Consider the following 19,599-nt stretch of genomic DNA (forward strand, 5'->3'; position numbering starts at 1 on the left):
TATTTCTTGGTTAGATGTGTTTGTGATGATTTAATTTATTTAGTTGTTTAACTAAATGTTTTTTTGCCATAATTATTATGGTAGTTTTTTATATATTAATTCTGGCGGGTGCAGGGAAAATACCATCTTATAATATTTAAATTTTTTGTCGTTCGCCAGTTGCTTCTGAAAAACCAAGTGTGAATTTGCTACGCTTTATTTTTTAATAAGATTTTGCTGTGTTCGCGATTTTTTGAAATAAATTATTTGCGTTTTCTGTGGAATTGCCTACGCCTACAAACCCTACCTCCGGTTTGTTGCTCCATGTAATGGCAAGAGTTATTAAAATAATGACTAATATAAATATTTACTCATTTTAAATTTCACCGTGTGGTGATATTTATTGGTTTGCTATTTTATAAATCTATTTCTCCTGAAAAATAACTGCTACTTGGCCATGATTTTAATATTTAGTTCTTATATTTTTGTGCCGCTTACTGACTTTCACAACGGGATAATGCCTTGCGGGCGGCGGGAATGCCTTTGTACTTGTTGGGGTTGCCAAGGCAGTGGTCATCCTGAGTCAGGGTGAGTTTGTCATTTGCCTCAGCAAACCGGATCAGGACCGTCATATAGCGCCAACCCGGCCAATATCTTCTGGGCGTTTTGCCGGGGAACTATTGGTTAGGTAGTAGCTGAGGGAAACAAGAACGCCATCACGGCCTTTACCGGCAGAACCGATGCCTTCCACACCGTTACACCAAGTGCCGTAATGGTTCTCAGGGAGAGAAATTTTGAGTGCGGCAGCCTTGTTGAGGTGTTTGTCATTTACGTAAAGAACACAGGCGCCACCGCCGGGCAATGCTTGAGGTTTCCGCTTCACGGCTAAGGCCCTGTCGTATTCTTTTTCTTGTGCAGCGGTTTGGTAGTTGAACGCTCGTAAATAATAGACCTTGCCATTGAAGATGGCATGTGCATGGCCGTATGCCCCCCAAGAGATCAGCGACTCCGGGGTGATCTCGTTTCTGGCGAGCAGGTCGGCTTTGATTTTTTCCTCGTGCTTCTCAAAAAATTTGCTCACAAGAGATGTATCGTCTAGCTGCCTGAGCTCTTTGTCATACCCAAGATATTTAGTATCAAGAGTCAATTCGGCGTGGACGCTCGCTGAGAGAAAAAAAGCAGCACCAAGCAGTATTCTTACAATTGGATTCATGGGGCGTTTACTGACTTTCACAACGAGATAATGCCTTGCGGGCAGCGGGAATGCCTTTGTACTTGTTGGGGTTACCAAGGCAGTGGTCATCCTGAGTCAGGGTGAGTTTGCCATTTGTTTCAGCAAACCGGATCAGGACCGTCATATAGCGCCAGTCTTGGCCAATATCTTCAGCACGCTTCGCTAGTTTGTTATCGGTGAGGTAATAGCTGAGAGAAACAAGAACGCCATCGCGGCCTTTACCGGCAGAACCGATGCCCTCCACACCATTACACCAAGTGCCGTAATGGTTTTCGGGGAGTGATATCTTGAGTGCCGCGACCTTTTTTAGGTGTTTGTCATTTACGTAAAGAACACAGGCTCCACCACCGGGTAATGCTTGAGATTTCCGCTTCGCGGCCAAGGACTTGTCGTATTCTTTATCTTGTGCAGCAGTTTGGTAGTTGAAAGCTCGCAAGTAATAATCTTTGCCATTAAACATGACATGCGCATGGCCGTATGCCCCCCAAGTGATCATGGACTCCGGGGTGATCTCATTTCTGGCAAGCAGGTCGGCTCTGATGGTTTTGTCCTCATGTTCCATGAATTTATCTACTGGCTTGCTTTCGTCCCAGCCTAACTGGCTGAGTTCTTTACTTAGGCCAAGATATTTAGTATCAAGAGTCAATTCGGCGTGGACGGTTGTCGAGAGAAAAAAAGCAGCACCAAGCAGTATTCTTACAATTGGATTCATGGGTCGTTTACTGACTTTCGCAACGAGATAATGCCTTGCGGGCAGCGGGAATGCCTTTGTACTTGTTAGGGTTGCCAAGACAGTGGTCATCCTGAGTCAGGGTGAGTTTGCCATTTGCCTCAGCAAACCGGATCAGGACCGTCATATAGCGCCAACCCGGCCAATATCTTCTGGGCGTTTTGCCGGGGAACTATTGGTTAGGTAGTAGCTGAGGGAAACAAGAACGCCATCGCGGCCTTTACCGGCAGAACCGATGCCTTCCACACCGTTACACCAAGTACCGTAATGGTTCTCAGGGAGAGAGACTTTGAGTGCGGCAGCCTTTTTAAGGTTTTTGTCATTTACGTAAAGAACGCAGGCACCACCACCGGGAATCACTTTTGAGTGAACATCCGCCCTGCTTCTTCGATCCTGTTCAGCGGTTTGGTAGTTGAAAGCTCGCAAGTAATAATCTTTGCCATTGAAAATGGCATGTGCATGGCCATATGCCCCCCAAGTGATCAGGGATTCCGGGGTGATCTCATTTCTGGCAAGCAGGTCGGCTTTGATGGTTTTCTCTTCATTCCTCATGAAGTTAAACATAGGCTGTCTTTCATCCCACTCCATCTGGCTGTATTCCTTTTTTGCACCAAGATATTTAGTGTCAAGAATTAGTTCGGCGTGGACGGTTGTCGAGAGGAACAAAACAGCACTAAGCAGTGTTCTTGCAGTAATATTCATAAGATTCTTTCAATTTTACATCGTAGTCGGTGTCGTTCTTGTAATTAGGTCCGTTGTAGTGGTAGGCAATCAAATGCCAGTTCTTTTCCTTGACCGCTTGCCAGAGCTTGGGGTTTTTCTTGATAAAGTTACTAAAAGTTCAATCTGACCAACTTCGTTGCGACACATTTTTATCACAAACGTTTGAATATCATTTAAACCGCAGGCGCCGAAATTTTCTCCCATAACCTGAAACTTCCCCCAAGATGCAGATTTCAATGCCGCGTCTTTGTTCAAGCGGTAAGCGTTTATCAGCCGCAGATAGTCTCGCTGATTGTCGCGAATGTCATCTTGGTCTACTTGGTTGTCGTGCATCTGGTTATCGTGCTGGTTCAGCTTCTTACGCGAGCGATAACCTATTGGCCAACAGATATCGTGGTGGTCATCATATGGGCTTTTACAGCCCGGCACCCCCTTGCCATGACGTAGCTTTGTCTTGGTGTTGGGTAGCGGGCCATTAGCACAGGTCAGGCGATGGAAATAATGCCGTTCAAACATGATCTTGGGTGCATGTACCTTGTGCGCGGCAGTGTCATTGATGACCCAGAAGGCCGAACGGCCACCGGACTCTACTTTGGCAATCGCCTTCAGCACATTTATTTCGCATAGCAGGCTATCGGCAAGAATTTTCCAATCACCCTCGGTAATCGGCTTGTCTTCGTACGCCTGCATATAAGCCAGTAACTTATTGGGCAGGTCGATGCCAATCTCGATAACGGATTCGCCACCTTTGCCTTTTTTCTTTTTCTTTCTCACGTCCGGGTTGTTGGGCATGGGGCTGCCGCTTGGCTTTGGCGGTAGGGTGGGTTTTGATTTTTGCGGAGCAGGATGTTTACGCCCCGGGTTTGGTGTGGTGGGGGCTTCCGGTGGGTGTGGCTCCAGCTTGTCTTTGAAAGATATATAGGGGCTGATGAGTGTGATCAGCTTTTCGCCATATCCTGATACGGTGCTGCCTACTTTCTGCCAGTTTCCAACCGCATCCTTGATCAGAATCTCAACACTGGATTTTGCATGGGCGGTGATTTTTTCAAAGGACAGGCCGTCTTTTCCGGTTTTCCCTTGATGCACTTTCCCATCGGTTATAAGTTGGTAGACCAAGTTTCCAATCGGATAGCGTACGGCGTCGAGAAATAGTGCTTTAACTGAAAATGCTGCATGTTCGTTCAGATAAATAACCCGGCCGCTTTGTAAGCTTTTTAGATTCTTCAAACCATTGAACTTGATTAAGCTGGGCACCGGAACACCGGTTGTCCTGGCAATTTTTGCCAAAGTGTCACCCTTTTGGACAACATAGACTTCAGAGGTTGTCTGTGTCATCGCTTTCTTCCTCCGCATAATCTTGCCAATCGGCAATGCCTTCTTCTATTTGCCAGTCTTCCTTCAGCATCAGCATATGAGTCAGTTTTTCTTCCATGTGACTGGTTGCACTGGCTGTTTCCGGTTGTTCCGGGTTGGCGTGAAGGGCGGCGATCTGTTGGCTTTCCAGTAAGCTGTTGGACTTGAATTTATTGGCAAACGGGAGCCGGGCCGTCGGAAAATCTGGCCATTCAAGCTTTTGGCTGTAACGCACCATCTCTTTTGGCTGCGGCATGGCGACAGGAGGGAAATGTAAACTCTAGCTTCCCACACAAACTATGACTGGCCCCCTTCACACTCACCGAGCCCGGGCAGTGAATCTCGATGTTCCCCCCCCTTCAGCCGGATATAGCCGCCCCCGCTGGTCAGCAGGATTTCTTCTTTGGCCGCAATCGTGACCTTGCCTTTACACGACGTAACGGTGACATCCTTGTCCGCCGTCAGCTCCATCTCCCCACTCTGTGCCTGCACCTGTACCTTGCCTTTGGCCGCAATCAGCTTCAGCGCCACCTTGTCCTTCACCCCCGCCACAAACAGGCTGATGTGCTGGCCGACGTTGTGCAGCCAGCGGCGACCGGTGGTGTGGTTGCTGTCGCGCTGGGCGATCAGGTTAAGGTTGGTTTAGCGCTGAGGGTCTGGCTTTGTTCACTGGCACTGGCGATACCGGCCGGGCCGGACAGGATGAGTAACGGTTGCTGACCGCTTTGGTCTTTGGCGGTCTTGCCCTCTTTATCGGTGTTGCTGCTTACTTCCCGGGCTTTGAGGGCCGCGACGTGGTGTTGCAGGTGGCCGCTGTCTTTCTTTCCGGCGGCGCTGTTGTCCGGATTGATGGCCTCCGGCCCGGTTTCCATGCGGTCGGCCAACTGGGCGCTGGCGGTGTCGGCCAGGCTTTGGCTCAGGTTGAGGGCGGCATCGAGCTGGCTTTGTACGTGCTCCCGTGCCAGCTGTGGGTCGGCGGCCCCATTCTGTGCCTCGGTCGTGAGCAGCAGACCGTGGGCGGCGCGGATCGCGCCGTGCTGGTCGGTCCGCAGTTCGAAGCCGTTACCGCGCGGCTGGGCTTTGCCGTTCGTGCGCGGCTGGGTCAGAAAGCCCTGGTTGAGCTGGGTCTTGCCGGATTCGCTGCTGAGTTTGGCCCGCACTTCGCCGGGGGTGTCGTCGAACAGCAGTTCGTTGTATTGCCCACCCTGATGTTCTTTCGACTTGATGCCGGACAGGGTCTTGTTGGCTAAGCAAGGCACCGGCGCCGCTAAAGGCCGGGGTGGCATGACTACCGTTGTACAGCACGCCCACAATCACCGGGCGGTCGATGTCGCCTTCGATGAAGTCGACCAGCACTTCCTGACCGATGCGCGGAATGAACTGGTGCCCCCAAAGCGCTTAGCCGAGGGCATGGCCACCCGTAGCCAGCAGGAGGACTGGTCATCGAGATTGGCGCCGAGGGTCGGGTGTTCGTCTGGCCGCTGCCAGTGGAACTGCACCTTGATGCGCCCCCGGGCATCGGTATACACCTCCTCACCCGCCGGGCCGACCACCGTGGCGGTCTGTACCCCCCGGGAGGTCGGTCGGGCCAGCTCGCTGTGTGCATACGCTGGCGTCAGCGGCAGACCGCGCCGCTGGGCGGTGAATTCGGTCTCGAACGGCGACTTGGCCGCATCCGCCTCGGGTTGGCCGATCAGGCCGGACAGCGCCCCCTGCAGGTCGACGGGCAGGTTGTTACGCGCCCGGAAGGTCTGCCGGGTAACCACGAATTCACGCTGCTCACGGCTGTCCCCCTCGTGCGCCGGATGATCATCCAGCCGGAACCATTGGCTACACACAGACCACGGACTGACCCGCTGCCGCTGAAGGTCTTGGCCGGGCATCGTGTGCCTGCTGGCGCAGCTGGGCATACTGGCCAAGCTGATCGGCGTCATTGGCATAGTGGAGCGATTGCGGATCGTAGTCCTGCAAGGTGGATTGCAGCGTCTCGCCGCGTGCCCCCTGATCGATACGGCTCTGGTCAAGGCTGTGCTGGGTCGCCACCGGCTGGTAGTCAAAGCTGGCCAACGCCACCTGACTGGCGACCACCTGACGGCTGGCCGACCAGTCGGTCAGCCCGTCTTCGTCCTCGGTGGCATCACGACGGTGATAGCGCACCCGCTCCAACGGCGCGGCGGGCAGGCTGTAAGGATCGTCGAACACCACCAGTTCCACCTGTGGCGTCTCCCCGTCGTGGTGCTCGAAACGCCGGGCATAGCCTTCTTCCTGCAACAGCCGCACGATGAAATCGAAATCGCTCTCGCGGTACTGCAGACAATACCGGCGGGGAGCGGCTGGCTGGGTGTGAAAGCTCAGCGTCTGCACCGGGCAAAGACGGCATTATTGGCCTGATGCTCGTGGAGGATCTGCGTCACGATCTCCGGGACGGTCAGATCCTGAAACACCCGTGAAGTCCGGCGGTGGCGCAACAGGGCAAACGGCGGCTCGAGGGTCAGCGCATACTTGGCGAAACCGCCATCGGCGCCCAACAACTCGGCGCGCGAGACGACGCCACAGCGGATACTCTCCCGGCCATCGGCCTCCTGTACCCCCAGCCGGGCGGTCAGGCCGAGCAGCGACTTGAGTTCAAGATGGGTATCGGGAGACAGACAGGTGAGCTGATAGAGATAGGCCTCGGAGACGCCCTCGCGGCCGTCCAGCGCGTGGGGCAACAACGATTCGGCGCTGAGCGATGGGGCCTCGAGCTGCAGGGTGAGCAGGCGCTGGTGCTGGGTGAAGGCGCTGGCGAAGCTGGCGAGCAGGGCAGACAGATCCATGGAGTCTTGTCACGTCGGGTGACGTGAGTGTTCACGAACGGTTGAAAGCGCGAGTTTATGCCGACGACATGGCTGGGGCAAGGCAGCGTGGCAGGGGTAAGTATTTGTACGGAGGGGGAGACCGGTTCGTTTCTGACTTGGATATTCACCCCGGCTTTTTATCTTGCTGACAGATTATCGAGTGGCTAGAAACAAAGATGTATTGCTGCCGGGATGGACTGGCTGTATTGCGAATGTCAGAGGTGGCTTGCGGTGTGGCTGGTATTGAAATGGCCTTGGCTATTCTCTTGCTGCGCCAGCTTGGCAGTTATATCAGCCGTTTGACTGGTTCGGAGCCTGATGGCGTGTAGATATTAACCGGCACAGGAGTTTGGAACGTGTGCGATAACCTGTTACCCGGGAGGTGACCATGTCGAAACAGGCATTTCCACTTGGCAAAGTGTATTCCTTGCTGGAACCGGGGCCGGTGGTGCTGTTGGTGACCGCCGGGGCCAAGCGGCCCAATGTCATGCCGATGTCGTGGTTGACCATGCTGGAGTTCGAGCCGCCGCTGGTGGGCATCGTGGTCAGTCAGAACAATTACAGCTTCGGCCTGCTGGCCGAGGGCAAGGCGTGTTCGCTCAACATCCCGACGGCAGAGTTGGCCGAACAGGTGGTGGGCTGCGGCAATTGTTCCGGGCGCGAGGTGGACAAGTTTGCCCGCTTTGGCCTGACGACCCGTCCGGCGCAGACGATGGCTCCGCCGTTGCTTGAGCAGTGTTATGCCAGCCTGGAATGTCGTCTGGTGGATGCCAGCATGGCCGAGCGCTACAACTTGTTTGTGCTGGAGGTGGTGCAAGCCCTGGGTGGACCCGACGGTCAAGGCGGCGCAAACGCTGCATCACCGTGGCTATGGTACGTTCATGCTGGCTTAAGCAACGAGATCACTCTGCCGTCGCGCATGAAATAACGGGCAGCGCCAGTGCAGGCGCGGTGGTGGTGTGAGCTAGATCAAGGACGGAGCAGGTGGTTTGCCGCTAGCATGAAAACGTAGACAAAACCTGTCATCACCCACCCTTTAAGGAGTTGCCTATGTTTCCGGAATACCGTGAACTGATTTCCAAGCTGAAAAATGATGATCTGCATTTTTCCAAGCTGTTCGACAAACACAATGAACTGGATCAGCAGATCAAGAATATCGAAGCACACATTGCCGACGGCAGCAGCGATGATATTGAAACGCTGAAGAAAGAAAAGCTGCGTCTGAAAGACGAGTTGTACGCGCTGTTGAAAAACGCCGCGGCCTGATCCGCTTCGTTTGGTGCCGATAACCCACCTTGACGGTGGGTTTTGTTTTTTGCGCGGGCTGCCGGAGTGGGCATTAGCGCTTGTTGTTCCAGTTGAGAAGGGCTTCTTTCTTGTTGTCGGCTTGGGCGCCGATAGCGTTGCAGTTGCCATTGCCGTATTGCGTGCACTGCACCCAGAAGCGGCGCGATCCGGCCTTGATCAGTTCGGCGCGCGCGCCACATTTCGGGCAGGGTTTCAGGGCGGTGGTTTCGGTCATACGGTTATCCTGCGGAAGATAAAGTCGGCATGGGCCAGCCGGTAATCGGACTGATATGGTGCTGCGCGATCATAGCCTAACCATGGCGGGCGCGGGAGTCTGATCGACACCGGCGCAGGCATTGCCCATCTTGGGTAATGGCTCAAACGGTGGGGCGCGGAACAAGAAGCCTTGTCGCTCAGTAGCTTAGCGTAAGCGTTGTAGCGGTGTGGATGGCGACGGTGAGCGGGCTTGGCTGCTACCGGGCTGTTTTGCCGGGGGTTTTTGGTTACATTGTCCGATGAGAATCGGTCAACGATGGATACGTTCTGCAAGGGACGATCAAAGGTAGCAATCCTGATGAAGTGGATGGTATTGGTTGTTGGCGCGTTGCTGGCCGCACAGGCGGCGTTGGCGCTGCCAACGATTGAGCTGGTGACGCATGATATTCCGCCGTATGTGATGCTGGACGCGGTGGGGACGCCGGTGGATGGCATGGCGCTACGCACGTTGCAGTGCGCGCTGCAGCAACTGGGTGTGCCGTATCGTCTGCGCAATACGCCGTGGGCGCGAGGTCAGAAGAGCGTGGAGCTGGGGCAGGCGGCCGGATTTTTCCCGGCGTCACGCAATAGCGAGCGCGATGGCTGGGCGGTGTATGCCGGTCCGCTGGCGCCGCAGGAGTGGCGCTGGTATCTCTTGAAGGAGAGCCGCTGGGAGCCATCCAGCCGCCTGTTTCGCGATCATGCCGTGGTGACGGCCTATCATGGTTCCAACATGATGCAATGGCTGAACAATAGCCACTATCGCATTCTGGGTAACCCGTTGTCGCATGATCAGTTGTTGGATGTGTTGCTCAACCAGCGCGTGGATGCGGTGCTGGCCGCCAACCTGACCATGGACGAATTGATGCGCAAGGCCGGTGTGGCCGGTCGCATCCGTTCGGTATTGCAGGAAAATCGCCCGCTGGGCGTGTATTTCAGCCGCAAGTTTCTGGCGCAGATGCCTGCCGATTTCATCCCGCGTTTCAATGCCCGCGCCGTACAGTGCCGGGCGCATGGCTGAGGCCGGATGGCGCTTCGGCCAACCCTGACCGGCGCTGGCGTTACGGTTGGCCGCACACGGCCTTGCGGAAGGTGTTGTAATTCACCAGCTGGCGCGTTTTGCACATGTTGACGCACAGCTTGTCAAAATTCCCCGTCTTGAAGCCCGGTTGATGGGCGATGGCGGCTACGCCGCGATAGGTGACGCCGGGAAAGGTGTCCTGCGGGCTGCGGCAGCTGACATCGCTTTGTGCGGCTTCCACGCAGCCGGCGGCGTATTCGTAAGTCCATTTGCAATCGGCGGCGTTCAGCGGGCGGGCGGTGACGGCGGCCAATTCTATTTTCAGCGTACTGCCATCGTAGACGGCCAGTTTGCGCTTGCGGTTTTCAAAGCCCAGATCAATCACCAGCTGTTTGCCATTGGCTTGCGGGTTGACCGTGCCGTCGTTGGAATAAAAATGCTTGTGGCCGATGATCCGCGGGCCTTGGCCCGGTGCCAGCACCACCAGCGACAGGTCATCGTTGGGGCAACCGGTGCCGCCGCAGTTGGAACCCAGCAGCACGACGTCCTGCGTGCCCAATTCGAAACGCTGGTAGAGGTTGAGGTGATAGGCTTCCTCGCGCCACAGCTGGCGTTTGCCCAGCATCAGGGTATCGCTGATGCCCAGCTCCGGGTCGCTTGGCACCAGCCGGAGCGTGCCGTAGCGGGTTTTGAGCAGGGCTTCGGCTTGGCTGCCAGCCGCCAGTAGCAGGCAGGCCAGCGCGAGAGGGGCGAGCGCTTTCATGATGGGTCCTGTGCATGTTCCGAATCCTATTGTAACCACGCTATGCCGAATGTGTATCGCCAGGTTTGCGTAGGGATTAACAATTGCTAACACCGTTTTACAAGGCGTTAAACCTTGGCTGGCTATACTCGGCGCATCACTCACAGGAGAAAACCGAACATGAAACGCCTGCTGCTCCCGCTGCTGTTGCTGGCCACTAGCGCCGCCCGAGGCCGCGACTTTTACCGATAGTGCCACGGTGATCCGCCATGAACCGATCTACGGGGCGGTGAACGATGGCAGTTGTGCGCTTACCACGACGGCCAGTGCGGGCACGTCGGCGGCCAATTCCGTGCTGGGCGGCCTGATCACGGCGGAAAACGGCGGTGCCTTGCTGGGCGGGCTGGTTGGCGGCGTGCTGGGGCATCAGGTGGGTGGTGGCAAGGGCAAGACGGCGGCCACCATCGTTGGTACGCTGGGTGGCGCGCTGGCTTAGCCGTGAGATTGCCCGCAATAGCGGCGTGGGGGCGACGGGTAGCAGTCCGGCTGCGCAGCCGGTGTGCAATGCGGCGTCCGGCCAGCAAGGCGTGACCGGCTACCGCGTCACTTACGATTACCACGGCCAGCGTGACACGGTGATCCTGCCCTATGATCCGGGCAAAAAACTGCAGTTGCAGGTAACGGTACAGCCGCTGGCGCAGTAAGCGCGTTAGCCGGAGAGCCGAACCAACCGCCAGTGGCTGCGCCTTGGCGGTTTTTGCATGGCCGTGGCTTAGTACGGCCCGGTCATCACCATGTTCTTGGTAAAGCGCAGCAGGCGGTCGCCCAGATTGCGGTAGTGGTATTCGGCGTCGGAGGCAAAGCTGAACGACTGGCCGGGGCGCAGCGTGTGTGAGGTGCCACGCAGGGTCAGGGTCAGTTCGCCTTCCATCACGTACACCAGTTCATGGCTGCCGGGCGCATCGGCTTCGGCATGGTAGCTGTCCTGCGGCGCCAGTTGCCACACCCACAATTCCACCGCTACGCCATGGTGCAGCAGGCTTTCCAGCAAGGTGCCGTGGCTGTCTGGCTGGGCGCCTTGCCAGACTTTGAGCGGCGTGCCGAGGCTGGTGGCACTGGCTGGCGGGCGCACCAGCTGGGCAAAGGTCAGCCCCAGTGCGGCGGCCAGTTTGTCGAGCGTGGCGATGCTGACGTTGCTTTCGCCCGCCTCGATATTTACCAGCATGCGGCGGCTGACGCCGCCGTTGGCGGCCAATTTTTCCTGACTCCACTGGCGGCTTTGCCGCGCCTGTTTCAGGTTGGCCGAAACATTCTGGATGACCGGTATGGTGTAGTCTGCCATGGATTGCGCACTATATTGCACTAACTGAGAAATGAGTGCAGTATAGTGCGCAACTGTAGGGTGCGCCAAGTGGCGTGCCTGTGATGGATGGATACCTGCATGACTGCTTCTGTGATGACCGATGCCGCGCCCTCGCGCTTGCCCGACCTGGTTCTGGTTGGGGTGACGCTGATCTGGGGCTCGACTTTTCTGATTGTGCAAACCGCCTTGCAATGGGTGGGGCCGTTTGGCTTTGTGGCGCTGCGTTTTGGCGTGGCGGCGCTGGTGGCCTTGCTGTTGTCGTGGCGCGAACTGCGCCGTGTGACGCGCGCGGAATGGCGCTCCGGCCTGCTGATTGGCAGCGTGTTGTTTGCCAGCTACTCGTTGCAGACCATGGGGTTGGCCGAAATCGCCAGCAGCAAGTCGGCGTTTCTGACTGGGTTGTATGTGCCGCTGGTGCCGTTGCTGCAACTGCTGTTGTTCCGCCGCCCGCCGGGCGCGGCGGCCCTGGCTGGGGATTGCCATCGCGTTTGCCGGGCTGGTTTTGCTGTCCGACCCGCGTGGCATGCAGTGGGCGTTTGGCCGTGGTGAAGCGCTGACGCTGGCTGGCGCGGCGATGATTGCGCTGGAGATTTGTCTGGTCAGCCGTTTTGCCCGGCAATGCCACCCGCGCCGGGTGTCGCTGGTGCAGTTGCTGGTGGTGGCGGTGCTGGCGCTGCTTACCGCCTATGTGCACGGCGAAGCCCTGCCACAGCTGCAGCCGGGCTTGTTGGCCTGCGTGCTGTTTATCGGTTTGGCGACCGCGGGTATCCAGATCGCCATGAACTGGGCGCAGAAGAGCGTACCTGCCACCCGCGCGACCGTAATCTACGCCATGGAACCGGTGTGGGGTGGGTTGGTGGGCTGGCTGGCGGGGGAAACGCTGACCGTGCTGGGCGTGACTGGCGCGCTATTGGTGGTGACCAGCGTATTGGTCAGCGAGCTGCTGCCGAGACGCTCGGAGCAGGCTGACGCCGCCTGAGCCTGAGGGCAGGAGACAACAAAAAGGTTGGCCGAACAGTTTTCGGCCAACCTTTTTCATTCAGACGTGCAGCACCACGACCTTGAGCGGCGGGTTGCCGTCGCTGCTGGGGAAATCGGCTTCCGGCGCGATCCATTCCACCTGGCGGATGGGGCGGCCAGCCTTGTTGGCGCAGCGTTGCAGCGCGTCCAGCCAGCTTTCGCGTTCGACCGCGGCAACGTTGTTGCAGCAGATCAGGATGCCGCCCGGTGCCGTGCTGAGCAGGGCCGGTTTGAACAGCGCCTGATAGTCGTTGACCAGATCCACCACGCCAAACGGGCTCTTGGCGTAGCGCGGCGGGTCGAGGAATACCAGATCAAACTGGCGCGGTTCCAGTACCGGGAAGGCCTGGCATTTTCTTGCCGCGTACCATCTTGGGTTGGCCGATACCGGAGAGCTGGCGCAGGGCGGCAAACACGTCGCTATGCAGGCAGCGCGGACGAGTGGTCAGGCTGTTGAGTTTGGCGTTGGCGCGGCCCACGGCCGGGCTGGATTCGGCAAAGTCGACGTTGAGCACGAACTGCGCGCCGCCCTTGGCTGCCGCCAGCCCGACGCCGCAGGTGTAGGCAAACAGGTTGAGTACCGACTTTTGCCGGCGGCCAGTTCGCGCACGCGGCGGCGCGCGGCGCGCAAGTCGAGGAACAACCACGGATCTTGCCCGTCATGGCGTGCCTGAATGTGATAGCTGATCCCCATCTCTTTGGCGATGCGCGGCAGCTCGGCGCGTTCCTGCCGCTCGGCGGTGAGCGGATTACGGATGCGCGAGTTGTTGCCGCCGCGGTCGTTGTAGATCAGTTCCAGTTCCGGGTGACGGCGCTGGTAGTAGTTGCTCAGTTCCAGCAGTTCGTCATCCGGCAAGGTGTGGTGGAAGCTTTGCACCAGCAACAAATCGCCATAGCGGTCGACGGTCAGCCCCGGATGGCCTTCTACGCTACCGTGAAACAGGCGATAAATATTGGTGTCTTCGGCCTCCAGCGCGGCAATCAGCCCGGCGCGGCGGTCTTCGGCCTGTTGCAGCAGGTCGGTCAGCGATGTGGTCATGGGACGCTTTCAATGGGTAATGTCGGCATTGTAAGCCCCGGCGCGCTTTCCTCCCACTACCGCTTTCGGCCAACCCGGAACAGAGTGTTCTGGCTTAGGCGAACAGGCCAGCCGTGGCGTGACGCGCGACGGTAGCGTAGGCTTGAGAGCTTTTCCGTTGTTACTGTCTGCCATCATGACTGACGCTGTCGTTTCGCCGCCGCCTTCGTTGCGGCATTCCCGCCCGTTCTGGACGTTCTGGCTGGCGCGCGTGCTGCTCACCGGCGGCTTCCAGATTCTCACCGTGGCCATTGGCTGGCAGGTATATGCCATTACCGGCCGGGCGCTGGATCTGGGGCTGGTCGGCCTGTTGCAGTTCTTGCCGCGCGTGCTCTTGGTGCTGGTCACCGGCTCGGCGGCGGATCGTTACGACCGGCGTGCCATCGTCGCCATCAGCATGGCGGTGCAGGCGCTGGTGTCGGCGGTCTTGCTGCTGGGCAGTCTGGGCGTAAACTTTCATATCAGCCGTGAGCTGATTTTTGTCCTGTCGGTGTTGATCGGCATTTGCCGCGCCTTTGACATGCCCACCATGCAGTCGCTGCTGCCCAATCTGGTGCCCAGTACGCTGCTGGCGCCCGCCATTGCGCTGGCGGCTTCGGCCAACGAGGCGGCCACCATCATCGCCCCGGCGCTGGGCGGCCTGCTGTTTGCACTGGGCGCGTCGTTTACTTATGGGCTGGATTTTGCCGTCTACTTTACCGGCATGTTGCTGATGCTCAGCCTGCAGCCGCGCTTAACAGATCGTCAGCGCTGGCCGGGTCACGCTCGATTCGTTGCTGCTGGGGGTGCGCTACATCGGTAGCCTACCGGACATTCTGGGCGCTATTTCGCTCGACTTGTTTGCCGTGCTGCTGGGCGGTGCCACGGCGCTGTTGCCGATCTACGCCAAGGATATTCTGCATACCGGGCCGTGGGGGCTGGGGCTGCTGCGCTCGGCGTGCGGGCGGTGGGCGCCTTGCTGATGTCGGCGTGGCTGATGCGCCGTCCGGTCAAACAGCGCGTCGGGCGGGTGATGTTTGCCGCCGTGGCGATGTTTGGCGTGGCCACCATCGTGTTTGGCCTGTCCACCTCGTTTGGCCTGTCGCTGGCGGCACTGGTGCTGCTGGGCGCTTCCGACATCATCAGCGTGGTGATCCGCAGTACCTTGATCCAGCTGGAAACGCCGGACGACATGCGCGGCCGCGTCAATTCGGTCAACTCGTTGTTTATTGGCGCTTCCAACCAGCTGGGCGAATTCGAATCGGGCGTTACCGCTGCGTGGTTTGGCACCGTCCTTAAGCCGTAGTGCTCGGCGGCCTTGGTACCTTGCTGGTGGTGGTGGTGTGGATGCGTTGCTTCCCGGCGCTGGCGCGCCGCGACCGGCTGGTGGAGTGAGCTGGTTCAGTCGCCCAATTCGCGCCAGGTCAGCCACAGGCGCAGGTCGAATTCCAGCTGGTGATAGCCCGCGTCCATGTGGCAGCACAGTTGGTAAAACGCCTTGTTGTGGTCTTTTTCTTTCAGATGCGCCAGCTCGTGGATCACGATCATGCGCAGGAACTCCGGCGGCGTCTGGCGGAATAGCGTGGCGATGCGGATCTCGTTCTTGCTCTTGAGCTTGCTGCCCTGCACGCGGGCGATGAAGGTGTTGGTGCCCAGCGTGCCCTGTACCGGATGCTGGCGGCTGTCGAACTGCACCTTGGCCAGCGCCGGGCTGTTTTTCAGATAGCGCTGTTTCAGATCGCTGACATAGTCGTACAGCGCGCGGTCGGTCTGCACCGCATGGCGTTCCGGGTAGCGCTCGTTCAGCCAGCTGCCCAGCCGCCCGGTGTCGATCAGGGCGCGGACCTGTGCCAGCAGGCTGGGCGGGTAATGTTGCAGATAGGTCAGGGTGGTCATCTTGGCCGCCATGTCATTGCGGTGTTCGGCCAACCTGGCGGCGGCCGTTGTAGGCCGCATCGCCGGTTGGCGCGGGGAGTCAGCGGGTGGCGCGTTTCAGCGCTTCGGCTTCCACCAGCACGCTGTGGCCATCGTCCGAGGACAGCCACAGCTGGCCGTCCTGAATGGTGGCGTTCAGTTGCATGCTGCGCTGGCACAGGCTTAGCCAGTTCGGCCAACGTGGCCGGGCTGATACGGTAGACGCTGAGGTTGTCCAGCTAAGCCCAGTTTGCTTTCCAGCGCTTACCACCACACTTCGCTGGCGCGGCCGCCGTAGCTGTACAGCACCACCTGTTCGGCGCGGCTACAGGCTTTTTTCAGCCGTTTCTCATCCGGTTCGCCCAGATCGATCCACAGTTCGATCTCGTCGCTGTAATTCTTCTGCCATAGCTCCGGTTCGTCGTCGGCACACAGGCCACGGGTGAAGCTGAGGGTATCGCTGGCGTGCAGGGCAAAAGCGGTCAGGCGCAGCATCAGCCGTTCGATGGTTTCCGACGGGTGCTGGGCCAGCGTCAGGTTGTGGCTGGCGTAATAACTGCGGTCCATGTCGGACAGCGTCAGGTTGACTTTGTAAATGGTGGCGGACAGTGCCATGCAGCGGGTTCCGTACAACAAGGTTGGCCGCCGGGGCGGCCAGTGGTTAGCAGATCAGGGCGCAGGCGGCGTGGGCTGGCTGATGCATTCCAGCGGTTCGCCTTTCCAGCTGACGCTGGCTTCCTTGCCCTTGATCCAGAATTCGACGTTCTGGCCCCGGTAGCGTGCGCCGCTGCCACTGACCGGTTCCTGATGCACGATCACCGTGTTGCCGCCGGATGTCAGCTTGGCGGTGGCCGGTCGGGTGCGGTAGAAGGTGGCCAGAATGGTGCGTTTGCCGTTGCAGACATAGCGCAGCGGGGTGAGCGCCGAAGCCAGCCCCCAGTGGGCCTGCAGCTCGGAGATGCGCAGGATATAGGTATCACCCAGACACAGGTGCGGATCATCGTTGTGCAGGCAGTCGCGCAGGTTGCGCGTCCAATGGCGCTGTTCGGCTAGCAGCTTGCCCAGTGCGCCGGGGCGGTTTTCTTCCGCCGCTTGCTGGGCTTGGGCAAACACTTTTTCCAGCCGGTTATCCAGTCGGGTCAGGCCATCGTCCGGCACACCATGGTTTCGATGGTATTGGCCGGTTTGTTGCAGTCAAACGGGGTGGCCTGCACCCATGGCGGGGGAGGCACGCTGGCCGGATCGTTGTTCTTGCTGGCCACTTTGACCGGCGGCACTTTGATGGCATCGCCATCGTGGCCGGGTTGTTGCGCCAGCGCCAGTGCCTAAGCAGCAACACGATCAAGGCAGTCAGGAGCCGGGCCGAGTGGGGCATGGTGCTTTCCTCTGGGCGGCGGTGCGGTGGTAGACCCGCGCCGCCATGGTATTCGCGGTTTGATTCACTGACCGCGCGGTGTCGCAGTCAGCCCTATAGCATCGCATGAATTTCCCTTGAATGGGGAATGACGGTACACTGCCGCGTCCCGCGTCTGGCCAATCGGCGCGCTGGCCGGTTTCACTCCGAAGCCGGTTTCCTGTTTTCAACCTTGTTCTCGTCTGCCGGATTGGTGTCGCACTGCGGCGATAGGCCGTCGCAGGAGTCCCCATGTCTGAATTAACCTTTGCCGACCTCGGGTTGGCCGAACCCCTATTGCGTGCGGTAGCCGATACCGGTTACACCACCCCGACGCCGATTCAGGCGCAGGCCATTCCGCAAGTGCTGCAAGGCGGCGACTTGCTGGCGGCCGCGCAAACCGGCACCGGCAAGACCATGCCTCTTCACCCTGCCGATGCTGCAACACCTGATGCAACATCCGTCACATCAGGCTGGCTTAGCCGCGCGCGCTGGTGCTGACGCCGACGCGCGAACTGGCGGCGCAGGTGGAAGAATCGGTCCGCGCCTACAGCAAATACCTCAACCTGCGCTCCATGGTGATGTTTGGCGGCGTCAGCATCAATCCGCAAATCAGCGCGCTGCGCAAGCCGGTGGATATTCTGGTCGCCACGCCGGGCCGCCTGCTTGACCACGTCAACCAGCGCACGCTGGACTTGTCGCAGGTGGAAATCCGGTGCTGGACGAAGCCGACCGCATGCTGGACATGGGCTTCATCCACGATATCCGCAAGGTATTGGCGCTTTTGCCGCCCAAACGGCAGAACCTGCTGTTCTCCGCCACCTTCTCCGAAGACATCAAGGCGCTGGCCGACCGCCTGCTGGATAACCCCAAGCTGGTGGAAGTGGCGCGGCGCAACACCACCAACGAACTGGTGGCGCAGAAAGTGCATCTGGTAGACCGTGATCGCAAGACCGATCTGCTGATCCACCTGATCCGCGAGCACAACTGGTTCCGGTGCTGGTGTTTACCCGCACCAAGCACGGCGCCAACCGTCTGGCCGAACGGCTGGACAAGATCGGCATCCCGTCCGCCGCGATTCACGGTAACAAGAGCCAGAACGCACGTACCCGTGCCTTGGCTGACTTCAAGGATGGCACGCTGCAAGTGCTGGTTGCCACCGACATCGCCGCCCGTGGGCTGGACATCGACCAGTTGCCGCAGGTGGTCAACTTCGAATTGCCCAATGTGCCGGAAGACTACGTGCACCGTATCGGTCGTACCGGCCGCGCTGGTAGTACCGGTCAAGCACTGTCGCTGGTGTGCGTGGACGAGTTCAGCTTCCTGCGCGACATCGAAAAACTGACCAAACAGAGCATTGAACGCATTACCGTGCCGGGGTTTGAAGCCGATTTGAGCGTCAAGCCGGAGCCGATTCCGATGGGCGGCGCCGGGCGTGGCCGTGGTCAGGGCCAAGGCCAGCGTTCCCGTTCTGGCCGGGTCAAGGTCAGCACGGCAAACCGCGTCATGAACAACAGGCCAAGCCTGCCGGTCATGGTCACCGCACCCCGGCCAATGGTGGCAATGCCGGGCGTAAGCCCACCGGCCGGGCCGCAGCAGCCAGAGCACGGGCACGGCACAACCTGCGGCCACCCGCAGCAAGCCGTCCGGCCAGCGTCCGGTTTCGGCGCTGTTGTCGCCAGCCAAGGGGCGTAGCTCGCGCGGTTAACGTCGCGGGTGGGGTAAGTAAACGAAACGGGCCAAATGGCCCGTTTTTTGCATTGGCTGACAGCGCGCGTCAGTTAAAGGTTGGCCGAACCGCCGCCGCTGGCCTCGTCGTCGGCCTGCAGGGCGTGCCGGGCATCGTCCACGATGCGGTCAGACAGCGCCTCATCCGTCACCAGCCGCGACAGCAGCAAGGCGCCGACCATCAGCGCCAGTTGCGCCGTGGCGGGTAACGCACTGGCCTCGCCATGCGCGCGGTCCTGCTCGTTGGCCGCTGACAGCACCGCCAATTGCTGCGCCAGCCCGGCGGTGACGGCCTGACGTACCGGTTTGCTCTGCCGCGCCAGTTCGCTGCCCAGCGCCGCAAGGATGCAGCCGCTATCGGGGAAATCACGGTGCGCGCGCGTCAGGTAACTGGCGGCCAGCGTGGCGCTGGCCGTCTGGCGGGTGTGCCAAACGCTGTTGCCAGTCAGCCGCCAGCGCCAGTATCGCTTGCTGGCTGGCCTCGGCCACCAGCTGTTGTTTGCTGTCAAAGTGCGCGTAAAAGCCGCCGTGGGTAAGCCCCAGATCGGCCATCAGGTTGGCGATGCCGACGTTGGCGAGCCCTTCGGCCCGAAAACGTAGCGCCGCCATGTCCAGCAGGCGCCGGTGGGTTTCCGCCTTGTGTTGCGGCTGATAACGCATGGCCTGTGTGCTCCGGTAACAGGTAGGGTAACGTTGTTTACATGATAGTTATCATATAAACAAACTCCATGCTAATCAGCAAGATAGCTGGGAGGCATCCTTGCACAAAAAACAGGCAATAAGCGGCGTGTGAAAATCTGCCATCGTGCACCGTGTCCACCTTGCTGTAACCCGCTGGTTGTAGATCTGCCGCAACACATAAAACCATTTGCTTGGAATATTCATAGATTTATCCAAAATAGATGATTATGCTGATCGGCTTATGAATCAGGCCTCCGCACCTGGCCTGCTGTTCTCTCCATC

General features: G+C 58.7%; 30 protein-coding genes and 3 pseudogenes. 14 read left to right on the forward strand and 19 right to left on the reverse strand.

Annotated features, from left to right (window positions below; genetic code table 11):
- Window positions 1–473 precede the first annotated feature (473 nt).
- The 8 genes and pseudogenes from GKE73_RS09785 to GKE73_RS09820 all read right to left on the reverse strand — a co-directional run bounded on the left by GKE73_RS09785 (window position 474) and on the right by GKE73_RS09820 (window position 6,835).
- The gene (locus tag GKE73_RS09785; RefSeq protein WP_230369904.1) at window positions 474–611 is read right to left on the reverse strand and encodes a hypothetical protein; all 138 of its coding nucleotides are present in this window, start codon (window positions 609–611) and stop codon (window positions 474–476) included.
- Complete coding sequence (locus tag GKE73_RS09790) at window positions 608–1,192, reverse strand: hypothetical protein (RefSeq protein ID WP_230369905.1); 585 nt, start codon at window positions 1,190–1,192, stop codon at window positions 608–610. Before GKE73_RS09790 ends, GKE73_RS09785 begins: the two co-directional genes overlap by 4 nt.
- 7 nt (window positions 1,193–1,199) lie before the next feature.
- Window positions 1,200–1,925: a hypothetical protein gene (locus GKE73_RS09795; RefSeq protein WP_230369906.1), complete on the reverse strand. Its 726-nt coding sequence runs from the start codon at window positions 1,923–1,925 to the stop codon at window positions 1,200–1,202.
- 7 nt (window positions 1,926–1,932) lie between these two features.
- Window positions 1,933–2,070 (reverse strand): hypothetical protein, encoded by a 138-nt coding sequence (locus tag GKE73_RS09800; RefSeq protein ID WP_230369907.1) that lies wholly within the window; start codon window positions 2,068–2,070, stop codon window positions 1,933–1,935.
- Window positions 2,067–2,645 (reverse strand): hypothetical protein, encoded by a 579-nt coding sequence (locus tag GKE73_RS09805; RefSeq protein ID WP_230369908.1) that lies wholly within the window; start codon window positions 2,643–2,645, stop codon window positions 2,067–2,069. The genes GKE73_RS09800 and GKE73_RS09805 overlap by 4 nt, the downstream gene beginning before the upstream one ends.
- Window positions 2,617–4,019: pseudogene (locus tag GKE73_RS09810) on the reverse strand (LysM peptidoglycan-binding domain-containing protein). The gene GKE73_RS09805 and the pseudogene GKE73_RS09810 overlap by 29 nt, the downstream one beginning before the upstream one ends.
- A complete protein-coding gene (locus tag GKE73_RS09815) occupies window positions 3,982–4,275 on the reverse strand; it encodes a hypothetical protein (protein ID WP_230371558.1) in 294 nt (97 codons plus the stop codon). The pseudogene GKE73_RS09810 and the gene GKE73_RS09815 overlap by 38 nt, the downstream one beginning before the upstream one ends.
- Window positions 4,232–6,835 (reverse strand): annotated as a pseudogene (locus GKE73_RS09820) (type VI secretion system Vgr family protein). The gene GKE73_RS09815 and the pseudogene GKE73_RS09820 overlap by 44 nt, the downstream one beginning before the upstream one ends.
- Window positions 6,836–7,244: 409 nt before the next feature.
- Between GKE73_RS09820 and GKE73_RS09825 the strand changes: the two are divergent.
- Both GKE73_RS09825 and GKE73_RS09830 read left to right on the forward strand, forming a co-directional pair.
- On the forward strand, window positions 7,245–7,784 hold the full coding sequence (locus GKE73_RS09825) for a flavin reductase family protein (protein WP_230369910.1): 540 nt from the start codon (window positions 7,245–7,247) through the stop codon (window positions 7,782–7,784).
- A gap of 122 nt (window positions 7,785–7,906) precedes the next feature.
- On the forward strand, window positions 7,907–8,122 hold the full coding sequence (locus tag GKE73_RS09830) for an HP1242/YdcH family protein (protein WP_230369911.1): 216 nt from the start codon (window positions 7,907–7,909) through the stop codon (window positions 8,120–8,122).
- Window positions 8,123–8,195: 73 nt separating this feature from the next.
- Here GKE73_RS09830 and GKE73_RS09835 read toward each other — a convergent pair whose 3' ends face one another.
- Complete coding sequence (locus GKE73_RS09835) at window positions 8,196–8,378, reverse strand: Lar family restriction alleviation protein (protein WP_230369912.1); 183 nt, start codon at window positions 8,376–8,378, stop codon at window positions 8,196–8,198.
- 339 nt (window positions 8,379–8,717) lie between these two features.
- On the opposite strand from GKE73_RS09835, the gene GKE73_RS09840 reads away from it, so the two are divergent.
- Window positions 8,718–9,419: a transporter substrate-binding domain-containing protein gene (locus GKE73_RS09840; protein ID WP_230369913.1), complete on the forward strand. Its 702-nt coding sequence runs from the start codon at window positions 8,718–8,720 to the stop codon at window positions 9,417–9,419.
- 40 nt (window positions 9,420–9,459) lie between these two features.
- Here the strand turns inward: GKE73_RS09840 and GKE73_RS09845 are convergent, their stop codons facing one another.
- The gene (locus GKE73_RS09845) at window positions 9,460–10,182 is read right to left on the reverse strand and encodes a hypothetical protein (protein WP_230369914.1); all 723 of its coding nucleotides are present in this window, start codon (window positions 10,180–10,182) and stop codon (window positions 9,460–9,462) included.
- A 238-nt stretch (window positions 10,183–10,420) separates the two neighbouring features.
- On the opposite strand from GKE73_RS09845, the gene GKE73_RS24730 reads away from it, so the two are divergent.
- On the forward strand, window positions 10,421–10,657 hold the full coding sequence (locus GKE73_RS24730; protein WP_230369915.1) for a glycine zipper 2TM domain-containing protein: 237 nt from the start codon (window positions 10,421–10,423) through the stop codon (window positions 10,655–10,657).
- Entirely contained in the window at window positions 10,641–10,865 is a 225-nt protein-coding gene (locus tag GKE73_RS09855) for a hypothetical protein (RefSeq protein ID WP_230369916.1), read from the forward strand. The genes GKE73_RS24730 and GKE73_RS09855 overlap by 17 nt, the downstream gene beginning before the upstream one ends.
- A gap of 68 nt (window positions 10,866–10,933) precedes the next feature.
- Here GKE73_RS09855 and GKE73_RS09860 read toward each other — a convergent pair whose 3' ends face one another.
- Window positions 10,934–11,503: a helix-turn-helix domain-containing protein gene (locus GKE73_RS09860; protein WP_230369917.1), complete on the reverse strand. Its 570-nt coding sequence runs from the start codon at window positions 11,501–11,503 to the stop codon at window positions 10,934–10,936.
- 99 nt (window positions 11,504–11,602) lie between these two features.
- Here GKE73_RS09860 and GKE73_RS09865 point away from each other — a divergent pair, with 99 nt between their 5' ends.
- Window positions 11,603–12,073, forward strand: coding sequence for an EamA family transporter (locus GKE73_RS09865; RefSeq protein WP_230369918.1), 471 nt, complete (start codon window positions 11,603–11,605; stop codon window positions 12,071–12,073).
- The gene (locus GKE73_RS09870) at window positions 12,048–12,503 is read left to right on the forward strand and encodes an EamA family transporter (RefSeq protein WP_230369919.1); all 456 of its coding nucleotides are present in this window, start codon (window positions 12,048–12,050) and stop codon (window positions 12,501–12,503) included. The genes GKE73_RS09865 and GKE73_RS09870 overlap by 26 nt, the downstream gene beginning before the upstream one ends.
- Window positions 12,504–12,563: 60 nt before the next feature.
- Here the strand turns inward: GKE73_RS09870 and GKE73_RS09875 are convergent, their stop codons facing one another.
- Both GKE73_RS09875 and GKE73_RS25680 read right to left on the reverse strand, forming a co-directional pair.
- Window positions 12,564–12,956 carry a class I SAM-dependent rRNA methyltransferase gene (locus tag GKE73_RS09875; protein ID WP_230369920.1) on the reverse strand — a complete coding sequence of 131 codons (393 nt, stop codon included), beginning with the start codon at window positions 12,954–12,956 and terminating at the stop codon, window positions 12,564–12,566.
- Window positions 12,859–13,191: a class I SAM-dependent methyltransferase gene (locus GKE73_RS25680; protein WP_512698902.1), complete on the reverse strand. Its 333-nt coding sequence runs from the start codon at window positions 13,189–13,191 to the stop codon at window positions 12,859–12,861. The genes GKE73_RS09875 and GKE73_RS25680 overlap by 98 nt, the downstream gene beginning before the upstream one ends.
- A 14-nt stretch (window positions 13,192–13,205) precedes the next feature.
- Here GKE73_RS25680 and GKE73_RS26990 point away from each other — a divergent pair, with 14 nt between their 5' ends.
- From GKE73_RS26990 to GKE73_RS09900, 4 genes are read left to right on the forward strand one after another with little or no spacing between them, the layout of a single operon-like run.
- A complete protein-coding gene (locus GKE73_RS26990) occupies window positions 13,206–13,718 on the forward strand; it encodes a hypothetical protein (protein WP_512698903.1) in 513 nt (170 codons plus the stop codon).
- A 40-nt stretch (window positions 13,719–13,758) separates the two neighbouring features.
- Window positions 13,759–14,424, forward strand: coding sequence for an MFS transporter (locus GKE73_RS09890; RefSeq protein WP_230369923.1), 666 nt, complete (start codon window positions 13,759–13,761; stop codon window positions 14,422–14,424).
- Window positions 14,408–14,584 carry a hypothetical protein gene (locus GKE73_RS09895; protein WP_230369924.1) on the forward strand — a complete coding sequence of 59 codons (177 nt, stop codon included), beginning with the start codon at window positions 14,408–14,410 and terminating at the stop codon, window positions 14,582–14,584. Before GKE73_RS09890 ends, GKE73_RS09895 begins: the two co-directional genes overlap by 17 nt.
- Window positions 14,560–14,907, forward strand: a complete 348-nt coding sequence (locus GKE73_RS09900; protein ID WP_230369925.1) for an MFS transporter — start codon at window positions 14,560–14,562, stop codon at window positions 14,905–14,907. Before GKE73_RS09895 ends, GKE73_RS09900 begins: the two co-directional genes overlap by 25 nt.
- 95 nt (window positions 14,908–15,002) lie before the next feature.
- Here GKE73_RS09900 and GKE73_RS09905 read toward each other — a convergent pair whose 3' ends face one another.
- From GKE73_RS09905 to GKE73_RS09920, 4 genes are all read right to left on the reverse strand, one after another.
- Window positions 15,003–15,557: a YgjP-like metallopeptidase domain-containing protein gene (locus GKE73_RS09905; RefSeq protein ID WP_230369926.1), complete on the reverse strand. Its 555-nt coding sequence runs from the start codon at window positions 15,555–15,557 to the stop codon at window positions 15,003–15,005.
- Window positions 15,558–15,779: 222 nt separating this feature from the next.
- Entirely contained in the window at window positions 15,780–16,130 is a 351-nt protein-coding gene (locus GKE73_RS09910; RefSeq protein WP_230369927.1) for a YaeQ family protein, read from the reverse strand.
- 54 nt (window positions 16,131–16,184) lie between these two features.
- Entirely contained in the window at window positions 16,185–16,673 is a 489-nt protein-coding gene (locus GKE73_RS24735; RefSeq protein ID WP_230369928.1) for an MliC family protein, read from the reverse strand.
- Window positions 16,655–16,792 (reverse strand): lysozyme inhibitor LprI family protein, encoded by a 138-nt coding sequence (locus GKE73_RS09920; protein ID WP_230369929.1) that lies wholly within the window; start codon window positions 16,790–16,792, stop codon window positions 16,655–16,657. The genes GKE73_RS24735 and GKE73_RS09920 overlap by 19 nt, the downstream gene beginning before the upstream one ends.
- A 368-nt stretch (window positions 16,793–17,160) precedes the next feature.
- Between GKE73_RS09920 and GKE73_RS24740 the strand changes: the two genes are divergently transcribed.
- From GKE73_RS24740 to GKE73_RS24750, 3 genes and pseudogenes are all read left to right on the forward strand, one after another.
- The gene (locus GKE73_RS24740) at window positions 17,161–17,409 is read left to right on the forward strand and encodes a DEAD/DEAH box helicase (protein WP_312854417.1); all 249 of its coding nucleotides are present in this window, start codon (window positions 17,161–17,163) and stop codon (window positions 17,407–17,409) included.
- A gap of 26 nt (window positions 17,410–17,435) precedes the next feature.
- Window positions 17,436–17,558 (forward strand): annotated as a pseudogene (locus tag GKE73_RS24745) (hypothetical protein); the annotation flags it as partial.
- Between the two features lie 346 nt (window positions 17,559–17,904).
- Window positions 17,905–18,603: a helicase-related protein gene (locus GKE73_RS24750; protein WP_312854418.1), complete on the forward strand. Its 699-nt coding sequence runs from the start codon at window positions 17,905–17,907 to the stop codon at window positions 18,601–18,603.
- Between the two features lie 86 nt (window positions 18,604–18,689).
- On the opposite strand, the gene GKE73_RS25685 is transcribed toward GKE73_RS24750, so the two are convergent.
- Window positions 18,690–19,085: a TetR family transcriptional regulator C-terminal domain-containing protein gene (locus GKE73_RS25685; RefSeq protein ID WP_376767422.1), complete on the reverse strand. Its 396-nt coding sequence runs from the start codon at window positions 19,083–19,085 to the stop codon at window positions 18,690–18,692.
- Window positions 19,003–19,296 (reverse strand): TetR/AcrR family transcriptional regulator, encoded by a 294-nt coding sequence (locus GKE73_RS09930; RefSeq protein WP_230369930.1) that lies wholly within the window; start codon window positions 19,294–19,296, stop codon window positions 19,003–19,005. Before GKE73_RS09930 ends, GKE73_RS25685 begins: the two co-directional genes overlap by 83 nt.
- Window positions 19,297–19,599 lie beyond the last annotated feature (303 nt).

The organism is Paludibacterium denitrificans (genome assembly GCF_009707705.1).
GTDB lineage: Bacteria > Pseudomonadota > Gammaproteobacteria > Burkholderiales > Chromobacteriaceae > Paludibacterium_A > Paludibacterium_A denitrificans.

Coding starts and splice junctions, on each gene's coding strand:
- GKE73_RS09790 (WP_230369905.1), bottom strand. CDS start 1,192: ATGAATCCAATTGTAAGAATACTGCTTGGTGCTGCTTTTTTTCTCTCA.
- GKE73_RS09800 (WP_230369907.1), bottom strand. CDS start 2,070: ATGACGGTCCTGATCCGGTTTGCTGAGGCAAATGGCAAACTCACCCTG.
- GKE73_RS09890 (WP_230369923.1), top strand. CDS start 13,759: ATGACTGACGCTGTCGTTTCGCCGCCGCCTTCGTTGCGGCATTCCCGC.
- GKE73_RS24740 (WP_312854417.1), top strand. CDS start 17,161: ATGTCTGAATTAACCTTTGCCGACCTCGGGTTGGCCGAACCCCTATTG.
- GKE73_RS09825 (WP_230369910.1), top strand. CDS start 7,245: ATGTCGAAACAGGCATTTCCACTTGGCAAAGTGTATTCCTTGCTGGAA.
- GKE73_RS09865 (WP_230369918.1), top strand. CDS start 11,603: ATGACTGCTTCTGTGATGACCGATGCCGCGCCCTCGCGCTTGCCCGAC.
- GKE73_RS09835 (WP_230369912.1), bottom strand. CDS start 8,378: ATGACCGAAACCACCGCCCTGAAACCCTGCCCGAAATGTGGCGCGCGC.
- GKE73_RS09930 (WP_230369930.1), bottom strand. CDS start 19,296: ATGCGTTATCAGCCGCAACACAAGGCGGAAACCCACCGGCGCCTGCTG.
- GKE73_RS09785 (WP_230369904.1), bottom strand. CDS start 611: ATGACGGTCCTGATCCGGTTTGCTGAGGCAAATGACAAACTCACCCTG.
- GKE73_RS09860 (WP_230369917.1), bottom strand. CDS start 11,503: ATGGCAGACTACACCATACCGGTCATCCAGAATGTTTCGGCCAACCTG.
- GKE73_RS09910 (WP_230369927.1), bottom strand. CDS start 16,130: ATGGCACTGTCCGCCACCATTTACAAAGTCAACCTGACGCTGTCCGAC.
- GKE73_RS09805 (WP_230369908.1), bottom strand. CDS start 2,645: ATGAATATTACTGCAAGAACACTGCTTAGTGCTGTTTTGTTCCTCTCG.
- GKE73_RS09815 (WP_230371558.1), bottom strand. CDS start 4,275: ATGCCGCAGCCAAAAGAGATGGTGCGTTACAGCCAAAAGCTTGAATGG.
- GKE73_RS09845 (WP_230369914.1), bottom strand. CDS start 10,182: ATGAAAGCGCTCGCCCCTCTCGCGCTGGCCTGCCTGCTACTGGCGGCT.
- GKE73_RS09840 (WP_230369913.1), top strand. CDS start 8,718: ATGAAGTGGATGGTATTGGTTGTTGGCGCGTTGCTGGCCGCACAGGCG.
- GKE73_RS09795 (WP_230369906.1), bottom strand. CDS start 1,925: ATGAATCCAATTGTAAGAATACTGCTTGGTGCTGCTTTTTTTCTCTCG.
- GKE73_RS26990 (WP_512698903.1), top strand. CDS start 13,206: ATGGCGTGCCTGAATGTGATAGCTGATCCCCATCTCTTTGGCGATGCG.
- GKE73_RS09870 (WP_230369919.1), top strand. CDS start 12,048: ATGCAGTGGGCGTTTGGCCGTGGTGAAGCGCTGACGCTGGCTGGCGCG.
- GKE73_RS09905 (WP_230369926.1), bottom strand. CDS start 15,557: ATGCGGCCTACAACGGCCGCCGCCAGGTTGGCCGAACACCGCAATGAC.
- GKE73_RS09830 (WP_230369911.1), top strand. CDS start 7,907: ATGTTTCCGGAATACCGTGAACTGATTTCCAAGCTGAAAAATGATGAT.